This window comes from Arenibacter troitsensis (assembly GCF_900177645.1).
Taxonomy (GTDB): Bacteria; Bacteroidota; Bacteroidia; order Flavobacteriales; family Flavobacteriaceae; genus Arenibacter; species Arenibacter troitsensis.
Genome location: NZ_FXAO01000004.1, coordinates 157,453 through 171,767 on the forward strand (window position 1 = coordinate 157,453; position 14,315 = coordinate 171,767).

A 14,315-nucleotide genomic window follows, 5' to 3' on the forward strand; every position below is an offset into this window, starting at 1 on the left:
AATCCCTTCCGTCTTTTTTGTTTTCGCTCTAAGCAATGATTATCCTGCCGTGAAGTCCTCCCCCTAGCCCCCTCCCAAGGAGGGGGAATTTGATCCATACTGGGCAAAGTCTCTTTATTTGGCACAAACTCAAATGGAAGGTATTGTTGCTGTGTCAACTCAACTTTCAACTTGGAACCTTGAACCCCTTTCAGTGCCAACAAAACAACAAAAGTGTATTAAAGGAAGGTTAATTTTTGAAAAGTCACCCCGCATTAAATGACTCAAAAACAACGTATTACACCCTAATCCCAACCCTTATCCAAAATAACCGGGCCTCAAGCAAACCAAATATTTACTAACTTGAAGGGTAAATATTAAGAACAGGGCCACCGGCCTTCCCCCTTAATAGATTTAATACCCACAATACAGCGAAAATAATTTTTTAACCCTAAATAATAACAATGAAAAAAGTATTGTTTTTAACTGGAGATTTCACTGAAGATTATGAAACCATGGTCCCATTTCAAATGCTGGAAATGGTAGGATACACCGTACATACCGTTTGCCCGGACAAGAAAAAGGGGGACATCGTAAAAACGGCCATACACGATTTTGAAGGCGACCAGACCTACACCGAAAAACCGGGTCATAATTTTGCCTTGAACTATAGCTTTGCAGATGTAAATGTGTCCGACTATAATGGTTTGGTAATTGCCGGAGGAAGGGCACCCGAATATTTGCGATTGAACAAAAAAGTTCTGGAAATAGTACAACACTTTTTCACCACCAACAAACCTGTTGCCGCCATATGCCATGGCATTCAAATTTTGACCGCCGCAGGTGTTGTAAAGGGAAGAAAGCTTACCGCCTATCCAGCTGTGGGGCCGGAAGTAACCCTAGCGGGCGGGGAATTTCAATCCATACCCGTAGATGGGGCCTTTGTAGATGGCAACTTGGTTACCTCCCCAGCCTGGCCGGCGCATCCCAGTTTTATAAGGGAATTTTTAAAGGTAATGGGTGCTAAGATCCAATTGTAAACCCATCCTAAAAGGGATCTCCTTTTAAGGATAACTCAATACCATTAATTGGGCGACCCATATCCCAATTAATACCATTTTCCCATAGCCAACACCTTGGACGTCTATGGGAATTTTTGATTTATAAATAGTTCACAAACACTTATAGTCGTTATTGGAATTGATCAAAAGGATGGTTTTTTTGTTTATGACTTAGGCAGACCTGTTAGCTCACACAGATCTTTTTAGTCACTTCGACAGAGTCCCATTTCGGGACGACGAGAAGTCACACATATTAGGCCTCTATCTATGCTTCTCAGTGGCGCCTGTCTACCACCAGGTAGGATCGACCTCACATTTTAACCTCATTTCGTGAGGGTTGGGAGGAAGTCCGTCCAACCTTTTACAACCCCCTATTCCACAAAAGAATCCGGCCAGGTACAGGGATAGACTTTTTTTCCGTTTACCTCACGTATCCAAGTATCAAAACTACGTTTCCCCTCTTTTAAAACGATTATTCTTGCCCCTTCCACAGGAGCTTTGTTATAGGTTTTTGTTTTGGTAACCCTGCCATAGGCCAAGGCCATATTATAATGCACCCCTATATAATCGTTATTGTGATCGTGGCCCACAAAGGTGCCCATCACATCCTTGGCTTCCAACATGGCGGCAAACATGCCCGTATTAATTTCCGGGCCACATTCCTGTTCCTTACGTTTTCCTATAGCCTTTACTTTTTTGTTCTTCCACGCCTGGTAATATTCAGGCAACGGAATATGAAAAAAAGCAATGGCCGGCAGCGGCTGGTCGTTGTTCATCTGGGTGAATTCCCTACTTTTTTCCTTGTACCAGCTTACTTGGCTATTATCAAACCAGCCCCAACCGTCCACCTCGGGTTTTAGGGTGCTATAGGCATTGGAATCCATGATGTAAATAAGGGCCTTATTTTTATTGTCGGCACTGCGGATAGGAACTACAAAATTGGAGTTACCATAGGTATCCCCCTGGTCGTTGTTTAGGCAGTAATTTAAATTCTGAAGGAAGTCGGCCACTTCTTTTCTGGAAAGATCGGCTTGGGAATCGTGATTTCCTAAAGTGACTATCCAGGGCATTTTGGCTTCGGTAAAAATAGCTTCAAACTTCTTATACGTTTTTTCCGGATTGCCATCGGTGGCAACATCCCCTGTTAGGACTACCAGATCTGGCTTTTCTATGGCCATAATCTTTTTTATGGTGGTAAACGCATCCACGTTTTTACCGCTCTCCACATTAATATGGGTATCCGTAAACTGTACTACCTTAAATTCCTTGTTGGTATTAAAGTGTAATTGGGATATGTCTTGGGATTGCACTGTGATGGTCAAAATAATAAAAAACAAAAAAGCAACTCTAGTTCTCATAGGTACAGGCAGTTATTACAGTTAACAGTTTACAATAATAAGCAAGTAATTCCCTTTGGCGCAAAATCATGTTTATATTTTTGTTATCATAGGCAATCCCTTACTTCCCTGCTGGACGAAGGCTCCCGACTTCCTACTAAACAACTAGCCTTTAGCTATCATCCAATTGATAAACCCTTACACCTTATTATTTGAAAATTAGAGTGTTAAACAAAAAAGAAGCGCAAGTATTTATTATATTAGGGATATCAATTGTAACCACCCAAACAAAATAAAGTATGAAAAAATTAGTCGCAGAATTCATTGGAACCTTATGGTTGGTATTAGGAGGATGTGGTAGTGCCGTGTTGGCGGCCGCCTATCCGGAATTGGGAATTGGCTTCGTAGGCGTTGCCATGGCCTTTGGATTGACCGTGCTTACCATGGCCTATGCTATTGGGCATATTTCGGGCTGTCATTTAAATCCGGCCGTTTCCATAGGGCTTTGGATAGGTGGCAGGTTCGATAAAAGAGAGCTGCTCCCCTATATGGTGGCCCAAGTACTGGGAGGTATCGCCGGAGCTGGTATTTTATATCTTATAGCCAGCGGTAAAGCTGGATTTGAAATTGGAGGCTTTGCCGCCAATGGATACGGGGAACATTCCCCGGACGGGTACAATATGATTTCTGCCTTAATTACAGAAGTGGTAATGACCTTTATGTTTTTGATCATCATCTTGGGTGCCACCCATTCAAAAGCTCCCAAGGGTTTTGGGGGACTGGCCATAGGTCTGGGTTTGACGCTCATACATTTAATAAGCATCCCGGTAACCAACACTTCCGTAAACCCGGCCAGAAGTACTAGTCAGGCACTATTTGTGGGCGACTGGGCCATGGACCAGCTATGGTTATTCTGGGTAGCTCCCATTGTAGGTGCCATGTTAGCCGGACTGGTGTACAAATACATTTCCCCGGAAAAATCAGCATAGCACCTTACATACCATACAGCAAGTAGCCTTTTTAAAAAAATACAAATGACATTGGTGAGTTGCTCCAGATAGAAATCATCGGGACAGTTCACTTGATTCCGAAAATTATTTTTTTGAACCTTAAACTTTGAACTCAATTGGTAACTGTTTATTGTTTACTGAAGCATTGAGTAGTTCGTCGAAGAATTTTGGACTTTATCGATTCCCCAAATCCGAGAACCAAAATTTCCTATCTTAGAAGGTTAGAAGCCCACTTTTGGTTGTAGTACTCCCCCCACTGCTCACCTACGAAAATTTTACGGAATTAATAGGATTTTTTATACATGGAAATGTATTAAAAAGCAATTTATCTAAAATGGGAATATAGGTACAAGTTGCTATATTCGTATGTTATAGGCAAGCAAAAAACGACACTAGAGCAATGAATTATAAAACTAGCGGACTTAAATGGAACCGGTAACACTTACAATAATTACTTATGTCTCACTTAAATGTGTTGACCAATTTATTAAGGAGGAAGGTTATGGCAGGTTCAAAAAATTACTATTCCCTGAGAAGAAGTACAAAAATCAGCTAGTAAAAATCATCTACGAAACCATCGAAGATTTTGAGCAAAACCATAAATACGATAGTTCCAATGGTATGTTCCCTTTTTACCATTCCCAAATATTCTTTGAACACTTAACATTATATGTGTTATTTAAAAAAGGGACTCTAGACGAAATCAAAGACGACTTCAACAAATTCCCTAAAATCATTCAACCAACCCCAAAAGACTTAGAAGATTTTTACTCGCTATTCACAGAAAAGTTAAATGCTGACACCGTTTTAAAAAAACTATTTATTGATGAAAATTACAAAAACCAAATCTTTGATATTAGCAAGTCAATAGAAGAAGTTACAGCATTAGTTGTATCCGTAAAAACGGACACAACTTCAATCAGAACTTCTGTTGAATCTTTGGTTGCAGATAATGAGAGCAAGAAACTTACACCTGAGAAAATTTCACAGGCATTAAAGGCACAAGTAAACAGACAACTTAAAAAACAAATCAACTCAGGAAAGTATCTTCAAAACACTTTCATTGAGACAGGAGAACAGAAAGATGATTTGAGATACTTGTGCGATTCTGTTTTCTACTCAGAGAAATGTTTTTATGAAAGTAGCATACTTGATTTCCGCTACTTTAACAATTTCCTTGCAAAGAAAAAGCACTCACTATTCAATTATGATTTTGAAAAGTTGAAGCCAGCTAATGGAGAAATGACTGTAAGCAACTGCACAGCACTAATTTCAAAGTGGCACGATTACTTAGTTAGCAAACGGCAAGAAATAACAGACATAAAAATTGGCTCAAATGAGAAATATAAATTTGAATCTAAGTTCAGAGACAGAATTGATGATTTAGAATTCCTAAGAGCAAGGGTTGCTTTGATTACAGAAACAGCAGGACAAGGAAAGACAAATTTCCTTTGTGATTTTTCTGAAAACTTTTTACTCAAAAGAGAAATACCAACAGCTTTTCTCACAGGAACAGAAGTCAATGCAAACGATTTAAGGCAGTCGTTATTGCAAAGAATTTTTCCCGACTCACCGAACTACGCTTTTGAGGAATTCCTAAACAACCTTAAAACACTTTGCTATGAACAGAGTAAATTTTTCGTTTTGGTTATTGACGGTATTAATGAAAACTATAACTCAAAACTGTTAAGCCAGAATTTAGAAACTTTCGTTTCTGAATTGCTTGAACATGATTTTGTAAAAATTGTTCTTAGTTGTCGTACTGAATATTACGAGCAAAATTTTTCCAATCTTGAAGCATCTTCATTTAAGAAGGAGACAAAAAAAATAACTTCACTACTTAGTCAACGTCCAGACGATGATTTAAAGAAAAAACTGCTGCACATATATTTCAATCACTTCAAAATTGAACATCATGGAATTTCTAACAAGGCACATGAACAACTTGTAGAAAATTTTCTTCTGCTAAGGATTTTTTGCGAAGCATACCAAAACCAGAAACTTGAAAGTATTGAAAATATTTACAAAGAGGAACTGTTTGAAAAATACTATGAAATAAAAAGTGAGGAAATAAACAAGCGATTAAAGAGCAATGATGAATTCAAAGTATCAGGCAATTTTGACATCAAGAATTTTATTCAAAGTGTTGTTGAATTTATGATTCAGGAAAAGACCTATGTGAATGTTCCTCTTGATAAAATTATTGCCGACCCTAACGACAGAGAAATGTATGTCCGATTTTTGGATGAAAATATACTTGTAAAAAGAGATATTCAAACTGACGAGAAAGGAATTTTCACTTCTTCCGAAGTTGTAAATTTTACATTTGATGAGTTTAGAGATTTTTTAATCTCACGATACTTAGTTGAAGTTCTTTACAAAAAATCAGTTGAAGAATTTGCTTCCTTTATTGAAAGTCAAGTTAACGATAAATCCCCATTACTTGAAGGATGCAGCACCTTTCTGTTTTATGTATCAAGAAAAGGTTTAGATAAATCACTCCATGAAATCCTAATCAAGCAACCTTGGTTTGAAGCAGTATTTTCAAAATGTATTTTCTCACTTAAAGATTCTCAGGTAACCAAAGAGGACAAGAAAATTCTAAAGGAAAAATTGTTAAACAATGAACGATATAGTGATTCCATTATATGGAATCTCATAATCCGATACAATACCGCCTACTATAAAAACCTAAGTATTGAATTTCTTTTTGAGTTGTTAAGAGAACTTAACTCAGAGCAATATGCAAATTGTTTTGTAAACAAATTTGGAACAGACAGATGGGGACATTCAAGATTAATAAGTCAAGAAAATTTGGTTAATCAAATAGATGACATTTTGGAAAAGAGAGAAGCAGATGATGTATTGTATTATGAAAAACTTTTTGAACTCTTGATTTACATGTTTACTAATAAAGACCGTTGGAATATTCAATCAACCTATGAGAAATATTTTTTCCGACATGCTGAACAAGGGAAAATACATCTCACTAAAGCATTGGAAAGTAAAAACGAAATATTGATTAAAGCAATTAAACAATTTATCAGTTCATATGAAATTAGGTTATGACTTTTACAAATCACTGCTGTTGATTAATAAGAATTTGACAAAGGAAATTTTTATTGAACGGACTGGTGCAAAAGATGGATATTCACTGAATATGTTTTCAAGAATGTATGACAGTATAACTTCGGAATTGATTAATGTAGACAAAGAGTATGAGAAATATTATTCATTTGAATATGAATCAATGGAACATTTCCTTTACAGAAAATATAATCTTAAAGGCGAATACATTGTTGAATTAATGGAAGCAAGGAAAAACAATCCCAATTGTTTACTTTACCGAAAGGATGACAATTCATATGGTGACTATGGTATTGCCCAATTCACATTTTCAGATACAATGTACGACAGAGTAATGGACATAATTATGCTTAAAAATTAAAGTAAATGAAAATAAGATATGACTTCGTAACAAATAGCTCTTCAACTTCATTTGTGATAATCAGTGATGGTGAGTTCAATTTTAAAGACTTCATCGAAGCAATTGGAATAAAAGATGATTCAAATTTCTTAGATATATACAAATCCTTATTCAATGCATTTAAAGATGACATGGAGCCAGCAAGAGTGTATTATGAAAAACACTATTCTGGCGCCTACTCCACATTTGAAGAGTTTATAGAAGAAAGGCTTTGGAAAAGTGGCAAAGAAGTATTACCCAAAATTCTTGAAGCAGAAAAAAATGGTAAAAATGTTTATATAGGTAAACTAAGCAGTGATACTGATGAAACTGAATGCTTCTTTTGCACCGATGATTTCATTATAGAAAGTAGTAATTTATATATCGATGCTCAAGAAGATGGTTGGTAAAAACAAAAATATAGTTCATAAAAAGTATGCAGAGCAGCATTATTCAGTTTTATTTAATAAAAAGACTGGATATTTTGTACGTGCAGAGGAAAAAGGTTATCCAGAACCTCTTTGGGCTATGCACGGGCCAGAATTATTGGATATAAGTATTACTAACTGGTGTGATCAAGGTTGTTCTTTTTGTTATAGAAAATCAACACCAAAAGGAAATCACATGCTGCTTAGCGATTACAAATTAATCATGGAGCAAGCAAAGGAAATGGATGTTTTCCAAGTTGCACTGGGCGGTGGAAATCCAAATCAACATCCCGACTTTATAAGGATACTTGAGACTACTGTTGAACATGGAATTGTTCCATGTTACACCACAAATGGTAGAGGGCTTACCCCTGACATTTTGAAAGCAACAAAAGAATTATGCGGCTCTGTTGCTATTAGTGCTTACGAACCATACACCGAGTTCAGAAAACATCTTGAAAAACTATTTGAATATGGAATAAAAGCAAATGTTCACTTTGTAACGGATAGTCAAACTATCAATACAGCAATTGAATGGTTAAGAAATCCACCAGCTTTCTTGGAAGGAATAAATTCTCTGATATTCCTGAACTATAAACCAATCGGAAGAAAACCCGACATGACCTTGTTACTTAAAGACAAGGTAAAATTAAAAGAATTCTATGGTTTAGTAAACCAAAGTAAAGGTGCTTTGAAAATTGGCTTTGATAGTTGTAGTATCTCAGGAGTAGTAAAATATGTGAATGTGAATTCAGAATTTTACGAGGGTTGTGATGCTGGAAGGTTTTCTGCTTTTGTTGATGAAAATTTAAGAATGATGCCTTGTTCTTTTATGACCAATACTGATTGGTTTGGAGACTTAAGAACAGAAAAAATGATTGACATTTGGCAGAACAATGCCTATTTCAAAAAGTATAGAAATAATATTCTGAACAATGGTTGCACTTCTTGTGCCTTCCAAAAGACTTGCATGGGTGGTTGTCCTTTTATTGAAGAACTATCACAATGCGATTGGAAAGATGAAAGACTTGGGTTCTCATTTGCTCAATCTACACCAAAGTAGAGAAAACATCTATTAGTGATTAAAAAATCATGAAATTGAAATAAAGCCTGCCTATAACAAGGTATATAGTGCATGGCACCCGCTGGCGCGAGCATCTTGCTCGTGCCTCGGCTGCCCCCGCTGGCGCGAGCCTGCCTCCGCACTGCGCTTATATTTCAACGTTAGCGGTCAGCCCATAATAGCACTTCAATAACTCAAAAAAATATAAGAATGAAAGCAATATTGATGACAATTACCTTTACATTATTTGTAACGGTTACTTTTGCTCAAAACACCTCTTCCTCTCCTACCCAAAATATTTCTACAGATAGTTCTGTTGTATATAGATTATTTTCCACAAAAAATAACTACAATTTTATCAAATTAAACACAAGAAATGGTAAAATGTCACAAGTGCAATGGGGAACTGAAAGCAAATATAGATTTGAGACAACATTGTCAGACACTCCTCTGGTAAGTGAAGAGGAAGAAAAGAATGGTAGATTTTTTCTATATCCGACCACAAATTCATACAACTTCATTTTACTCGACCAAATAGATGGTAAAACATGGCAAGTACAATGGTCAATTGAAAAAGAAGACAGAATGGTTATTCGTATCTACTAATGTTACCCCGCGCTGGCGCGAGCATCTTGCTCGTGCCTCGGCTGCCCATCTACTCAAAATTATTGCAATCTAATGAACAAGAGACCAAAAATAAAACCAAATTTATCTACAACCGACAAGGCAATTGAATTAATCGGTTGGATTGCCATAGTTGGAATTTGGATTTTAACATTGTTCCAATATTCTTCATTGCCCGAAACTATACCGATGCATTACAACCTAGCTGGAAAAGCTGACGGATTTGGAAATAAAAATCAAATTCTGACTTTACCTATTGTTTCAAGTGTACTGTTCATTGGACTAACCTTTTTGAATAGGTTTCCTCATATATTTAATTATCCAACTAAAATAAATGAGGAGAATGCCTTTTATTATTATACAAATACCACTCGTATGATTCGGTTTTTAAATTTGATAATCGTAACAATATTTGGACTAATTATTTTTAAAACTATTCAAAACGCAAAGGGAAATGCAGACGGACTTGGAAGTTGGTTTTTGCCGTTGACTTTTGGACTTATTTTTATTCCCCTTGCTTTTTATTTGACAAAAACAATACGAACAAAAAACGATAATAATACCGGGTTTAACAATGAATAGTGTTATTGGCGTGAGCCTGCCATGATATCCTCCCCCTAGCCCCCTCCCAAGGAGGGGGGACTTGATTCTCAACAAAACTATTCGATATGTTGGCACCCCCGCTGTGCAAAGTCCCACCGCTGGCGTGAGCGTCACGCCTGCCTTGCCTTTAGGCAGGCTCGTGCCTCGGCTGCCCAACTACCCAAAATTATTGCAGTCCAATGAACTATAGCATACTATAAAGTGCTAAAAAAGATAGGCTTAAACAAATATATAGGAGCTAGTTGTTATATTCGTTTGTTGTACGGCATGCACATATTACTCTCAAATTGACAGATAATAATGTTAAAAGATAGAATTATCAATAAAGAATCAGGCTTTTTATTTTATGGATTAACTCCTCCTAAGATAAATACTGAGGAAGATAAAGTTGGGATTATTGCTGATAAGCAAGTTAAAAGGCTTAGAGGATTAGAAATTGATGGGTTGGTTTTATACGATATCCAAGATGAATCTTCAAGGACAGATTCTCCGAGACCTTTTCCTTTTATGCCAACCTTGGCTCCTAATAATTCAGTGATAAATATCTTAGCGATTTAAAAGTCCCAAAGATTATTTACAAAAGCGTTGGCAAGTATACTGCTGATGAATTTAGGAGTTGGATTTATCAAAACTCTAATAATATTGATTGTTCCGTTTTTGTAGGTGCTCCATCAAAAAATCAGGTTTCAGGCATTTCGCTTAATGAGGCTTACAAAATAAATCAGGATTCAAATTCCTCAATTTTATTGGGAGGCGTAGCAATTCCCGAGCGACATATTAAAAAGGGAGACGAGCATATTCGGCTTTTTGATAAAGTAGATAAGGGATGTAGTTTTTTTATATCCCAATGTGTTTACAGTGTTAATAACACTAAGGATTTCCTCTCAGATTACTATTATACCTCTATTGAGACTGACAGGGATTTGGTACCGATTATTTTTACGTTGACACCTTGCGGTTCCTTAAAGACCTTGCAGTTTATGGAATGGCTTGGTATTGACATTCCAAAATGGTTAAATAATGATTTAAAGCATTCTAATGATATACTCTCAAAATCAATTGATCTCTGCAAGAATATTGCAATAGAGATACTTGATTATAGTGTAACTAAAAATTTACCTATTGGATTTAATATTGAAAGTGTAGCAATTAGAAAGGAAGAAATTGAAGCATCGATTGAATTATTAAAGGATATAAAGGGATTGATGAATAGATAAAATGCACGACCGTACAACAATGCCCCCCGTTGGCGGGAGCCTGCCATGATATCCTCCCCCTAGCCCCCTCCCAAGGAGGGGGGATTTGATTCTCAACAAAACTATCCGATATGTTGGCACTTCTAAGTGAAAGCTATCTGAAAACCGTGTCTAAGTAACTTGGTGTACAAAATGCCTTGGCTTAGGTTTTCAATCCCTTCCGTCTTCTCCTCCTATTGTCGGAGAATCCACCTTGTCCTCCCGCGGAAAACGCGGGACAGGCTTGCTAAGGGAAGGAGCTCTTTGTTTTCGCACTAAGTAATGATCATCCTGCCATGATGTCCTCCCCCTAGCCCCCTCCCAAGGAGGGGGAATTTGATTCTCAACAAAACTATTCGATATGTTGGCACTTCTAAGTGTAAGCTCCCCGCTGGCGCGAGCGTCACGCCTGCCTTGCCTTTAGGCAGGCTCGTGTCTAAGTAACTTGGTGTACAAAATGCCTTGGCTTGGGTTTTCAATCCCTTCCGTCTTCTCCTCCTATTGTCGGAGAATCCACCTTCCCTTAACCAAGGGAAGGAGTTCTTTGTTTTCGCCCTAAGCAATGGTCATCCTGCCATGATGTCCTCCCCCTAGCCCCCTCCCAAGGAGGGGGGACTTGATTCTCAACAAAACTACCCGATATGTTGGCACCCCCGCTGTTCAAAGTCCCCCCGCTGGCGCGAGCCTGCCTTAGTAACTTGGTGTACAAAATGCCTTGGCTTGGGTTTTCAATCCCTTCCGTCTACTCCTCCTTTGGTCGGAGAATCCGCCTTGTCCTCCCGCGGAAAACGCGGGACAGGCTTGCTAAGGGAAGGAGCTCTTTGTTTTATGTATTAGTTTGTAAATCAACCGCTCACTGACCAGTGAAAACTGTTCACTTTTTACTGTTCATCGTCCACTTCTCGATACAATTTTATTTCATTTCATTTCATAAAATCACTCGAAGTGACGGACTTTAACCCTCTGTTCATTGTAAACTGTTTACTAATTGCTGATCAGGAAATCTTGTCCATTTTCTTTCTGATCTCTGCCAAGCATAGATTGCCAAAACTGCCTTCGTGGCTGTGGCGTATGTCCCTTTTGGGAGTAAAGGTGCCTTCGTTGATCTCCTTGCCCATTTTCTTATAGGCATCACGGAAGGGCATACCGCCCAATACCAGCTCGTTCAGGGTATCCACACTAAACAGATAGTCGTATTTGGGATCGTCCAAAATGTTTTCGTTGACCCGTATTTCCTTTAAACTAAAGGTCATTATTTCCAAACAGGCCTTTAGGTCCTGTATGGCGGGTACGATCACTTCTTTTACCAATTGCAGGTCCCGGTGGTAGCCACTGGGCAGGTTATTGGTGATCAGGATCAATTGGTTGGGTACGGTCTGGAGTCGGTTGCACTTACCGCGTACCAGTTCAAACACATCCGGGTTCTTCTTATGGGGCATAATGCTGGAACCTGTGGTAAGCTCATCCGGAAAAGAGACAAAATTAAAGTTCTGGCTCATATACAGGCAGATGTCCATCGCCATCTTGGAAAGGGTGGCGGCAATACTGCTCATGCCAAAGGCTGCTGCCTTTTCTACCTTGCCACGGCCCATTTGGGCGGCCACTACATTGTATTTCATGGTTTCGAAGCCCATTTCCTGGGTGGTAAAACTACGGTCTATAGGGAAGGAACTTCCATATCCGGCGGCACTACCCAAGGGATTTTGATCGGCTACCTTATAGGCGGCGTCCACAAAATACAGATCGTCTACCAAACTTTCGGCATAGGCGGAAAACCAAAGTCCAAAGGAAGAGGGCATAGCCACCTGTAAATGGGTATAGCCAGGCAACATTACTTTCTTGTGCTTGTCCGCCAAATTTAAAAGAAGGTGGAACAGGTCCTTGGTCTGGTCCTTTATTTCCGTTAACTCGTTCTTTAGGTACAAATGCATGGCCACCAAAACCTGATCGTTCCTGGAGCGGGCGGTGTGAATCTTTTTACCGGCATCTCCCAACCTAAGGGTAAGCAGAAACTCAATTTTGGAGTGCATGTCCTCAAAACTGTCCTCTATGGTAAAGGTGCCGTTTTCTATGGTCTGGGCAATTTTATCCAGCTCGGCTACCAATGAATCGGTTTCCTTAAGGGTCAAGAGACCAATTTTACCCAGCATTTTGGCATGTGCCTTGGAGGCGATTACGTCGTATTTTGCCAAAAGCAAATCCAGTTCCCTATCATTGCCCACCGTGAAATGGTCTATTTTTTTGTCGGTGCTAAATCCTTTGTCCCAAAGTTTCATTTGTCGTTTTTATTTGTTTTTTTAAAGGTCAAATGTAGTTCGCCTTTAAACCTCTCTAATAAATAAACAGGTTCGTTCCGGCTCGGTTCATTTGTCGTTTTTATTTGTTTAAAGGTCAATTACAATGAACAAACCAACATCGTTAATTGTTCATTGCTAATTGTTCATTGTTTCAGAAATCCTTGCAAGATCTTAATATACAAATCTATGCCTTCTTCTATTTCCGCCACGTAAATAAATTCGTCCGCAGAGTGACTACGGGTGCTATCGCCAGGTCCCAATTTTAGGGACTGACAATACAAGGCCGCCTGATCCGAAAGAGTAGGCGAACCGTAGCTGCTTCTCCCCAAGGCCAAGCCCGACTTTACCAACGGATGCTCCTTATTGATGGAAGAGGAATTTAGGCGCAACGAACGGGGCTTTACCTCACAGGGAGCTTCGGCAGTAAGTATGTCCGCTATTTCCTTATTTGAGTAACAGTCGTTTACCCGTACATCTATCACCAGATCCACATGTCCGGGCACCACATTGTGCTGATTCCCGGCACTTATCTGGGTTACCGTAAGCTTTACTTCCCCCAGCACTTCCGATACTTTGGGAAACTTATAGTCCTTAAACCACTGCAGTACCTCTATGGTATTGTAAATGGCATTATTATCGTTGGGGTGGGCGGCATGGGATGGTGTACCACTGACCTTGCCTTCAAACACCACCAAACCTTTTTCGGCAATTGCCAAATTCATCAAGGTGGGTTCCCCTACTATGGCCACATCTATCTTTGGCAGGATGGGCAACATACTGTTGAGTCCGTTGGGACCGGAACTTTCCTCTTCCGCAGAGGCAACCAGCACTATATTATGGCTCAGGTTTTCCTGGGCATAAAAATGGGTAAAGGTAGCGATCAGGGATACTAGGCAGCCCCCGGCATCATTACTTCCCAGACCGAATAATTTTCCATCCTCTATATGTGGATGAAAGGGGTCTTTGGTATAGGCCGAATTGGGTTTTACCGTATCGTGATGGGAGTTGAGCAGCAGCAAAGGCTTGCTCTCGTCATAGTATTTGTTAAAGGCATAGACGTTGTTCTTTTCCCTTTTAAAAGGGATGTTGAACTCTTTAAACCATGCCTCAATAGCATCGGCCGTCTTATCTTCTTCGGAGGAAAACGACTGAATTGAAATCAGTTCCTGTAACAATGCAATAGCCTTTTCCGTAAGTTTTTGTTGATCCATG

Annotated in this window: 13 protein-coding genes; 10 read left to right on the forward strand and 3 right to left on the reverse strand. The window is 38.9% G+C overall.

Annotated elements, in window-relative coordinates; all coding sequences use genetic code 11:
- The first annotated feature begins 443 nt into the window (after window positions 1–443).
- A complete protein-coding gene (locus B9Y87_RS10235) occupies window positions 444–1,019 on the forward strand; it encodes a DJ-1/PfpI family protein (protein ID WP_085498746.1) in 576 nt (191 codons plus the stop codon).
- A 392-nt stretch (window positions 1,020–1,411) separates the two neighbouring features.
- Here B9Y87_RS10235 and B9Y87_RS10240 read toward each other — a convergent pair whose 3' ends face one another.
- Entirely contained in the window at window positions 1,412–2,398 is a 987-nt protein-coding gene (locus tag B9Y87_RS10240) for a metallophosphoesterase family protein (protein WP_085498747.1), read from the reverse strand.
- Window positions 2,399–2,676: 278 nt separating this feature from the next.
- Here B9Y87_RS10240 and aqpZ point away from each other — a divergent pair, with 278 nt between their 5' ends.
- The 9 genes from aqpZ to B9Y87_RS22075 all read left to right on the forward strand — a co-directional run bounded on the left by aqpZ (window position 2,677) and on the right by B9Y87_RS22075 (window position 10,788).
- A complete protein-coding gene (gene aqpZ / locus B9Y87_RS10245; protein WP_085498749.1) occupies window positions 2,677–3,366 on the forward strand; it encodes an aquaporin Z in 690 nt (229 codons plus the stop codon).
- A 447-nt stretch (window positions 3,367–3,813) separates the two neighbouring features.
- Window positions 3,814–6,456, forward strand: coding sequence for an NACHT domain-containing protein (locus B9Y87_RS10250; RefSeq protein ID WP_072860563.1), 2,643 nt, complete (start codon window positions 3,814–3,816; stop codon window positions 6,454–6,456).
- Between the two features lie 34 nt (window positions 6,457–6,490).
- Window positions 6,491–6,835 carry a hypothetical protein gene (locus B9Y87_RS10255; RefSeq protein ID WP_139827208.1) on the forward strand — a complete coding sequence of 115 codons (345 nt, stop codon included), beginning with the start codon at window positions 6,491–6,493 and terminating at the stop codon, window positions 6,833–6,835.
- A 5-nt stretch (window positions 6,836–6,840) separates the two neighbouring features.
- A complete protein-coding gene (locus tag B9Y87_RS10260; RefSeq protein WP_072860561.1) occupies window positions 6,841–7,263 on the forward strand; it encodes a hypothetical protein in 423 nt (140 codons plus the stop codon).
- Window positions 7,241–8,344 carry a radical SAM/SPASM domain-containing protein gene (locus B9Y87_RS10265; protein WP_072860560.1) on the forward strand — a complete coding sequence of 368 codons (1,104 nt, stop codon included), beginning with the start codon at window positions 7,241–7,243 and terminating at the stop codon, window positions 8,342–8,344. Before B9Y87_RS10260 ends, B9Y87_RS10265 begins: the two co-directional genes overlap by 23 nt.
- 210 nt (window positions 8,345–8,554) lie before the next feature.
- On the forward strand, window positions 8,555–8,950 hold the full coding sequence (locus tag B9Y87_RS10270; RefSeq protein ID WP_085498751.1) for a hypothetical protein: 396 nt from the start codon (window positions 8,555–8,557) through the stop codon (window positions 8,948–8,950).
- Between the two features lie 72 nt (window positions 8,951–9,022).
- The gene (locus B9Y87_RS10275) at window positions 9,023–9,550 is read left to right on the forward strand and encodes a DUF1648 domain-containing protein (RefSeq protein ID WP_085498753.1); all 528 of its coding nucleotides are present in this window, start codon (window positions 9,023–9,025) and stop codon (window positions 9,548–9,550) included.
- Window positions 9,551–9,871: 321 nt separating this feature from the next.
- Entirely contained in the window at window positions 9,872–10,129 is a 258-nt protein-coding gene (locus tag B9Y87_RS22070; protein WP_217807507.1) for a hypothetical protein, read from the forward strand.
- Window positions 10,130–10,317: 188 nt separating this feature from the next.
- Complete coding sequence (locus B9Y87_RS22075) at window positions 10,318–10,788, forward strand: methylenetetrahydrofolate reductase (protein WP_217807508.1); 471 nt, start codon at window positions 10,318–10,320, stop codon at window positions 10,786–10,788.
- Window positions 10,789–11,801: 1,013 nt separating this feature from the next.
- Here the strand turns inward: B9Y87_RS22075 and argH are convergent.
- Window positions 11,802–13,082 carry an argininosuccinate lyase gene (gene argH / locus B9Y87_RS10285; RefSeq protein ID WP_085498755.1) on the reverse strand — a complete coding sequence of 427 codons (1,281 nt, stop codon included), beginning with the start codon at window positions 13,080–13,082 and terminating at the stop codon, window positions 11,802–11,804.
- A 164-nt stretch (window positions 13,083–13,246) separates the two neighbouring features.
- Entirely contained in the window at window positions 13,247–14,314 is a 1,068-nt protein-coding gene (locus B9Y87_RS10290) for a M20 family metallo-hydrolase (protein WP_085498757.1), read from the reverse strand.
- Window position 14,315: the final 1 nt, after the last annotated feature.

What these genes read in the sequence shown, in the direction of transcription:
- B9Y87_RS10235 (WP_085498746.1), top strand. Translation starts at nt 444, where the DNA reads ATGAAAAAAGTATTGTTTTTAACTGGAGATTTCACTGAAGATTATGAA.
- B9Y87_RS10240 (WP_085498747.1), bottom strand. Translation starts at nt 2,398, where the DNA reads ATGAGAACTAGAGTTGCTTTTTTGTTTTTTATTATTTTGACCATCACA.
- aqpZ (WP_085498749.1), top strand. Translation starts at nt 2,677, where the DNA reads ATGAAAAAATTAGTCGCAGAATTCATTGGAACCTTATGGTTGGTATTA.
- B9Y87_RS10250 (WP_072860563.1), top strand. Translation starts at nt 3,814, where the DNA reads ATGGAACCGGTAACACTTACAATAATTACTTATGTCTCACTTAAATGT.
- B9Y87_RS10260 (WP_072860561.1), top strand. Translation starts at nt 6,841, where the DNA reads ATGAAAATAAGATATGACTTCGTAACAAATAGCTCTTCAACTTCATTT.
- B9Y87_RS10265 (WP_072860560.1), top strand. Translation starts at nt 7,241, where the DNA reads ATGCTCAAGAAGATGGTTGGTAAAAACAAAAATATAGTTCATAAAAAG.
- B9Y87_RS10270 (WP_085498751.1), top strand. Translation starts at nt 8,555, where the DNA reads ATGAAAGCAATATTGATGACAATTACCTTTACATTATTTGTAACGGTT.
- B9Y87_RS10275 (WP_085498753.1), top strand. Translation starts at nt 9,023, where the DNA reads ATGAACAAGAGACCAAAAATAAAACCAAATTTATCTACAACCGACAAG.
- B9Y87_RS22070 (WP_217807507.1), top strand. Translation starts at nt 9,872, where the DNA reads ATGTTAAAAGATAGAATTATCAATAAAGAATCAGGCTTTTTATTTTAT.
- argH (WP_085498755.1), bottom strand. Translation starts at nt 13,082, where the DNA reads ATGAAACTTTGGGACAAAGGATTTAGCACCGACAAAAAAATAGACCAT.
- B9Y87_RS10290 (WP_085498757.1), bottom strand. Translation starts at nt 14,314, where the DNA reads ATGGATCAACAAAAACTTACGGAAAAGGCTATTGCATTGTTACAGGAA.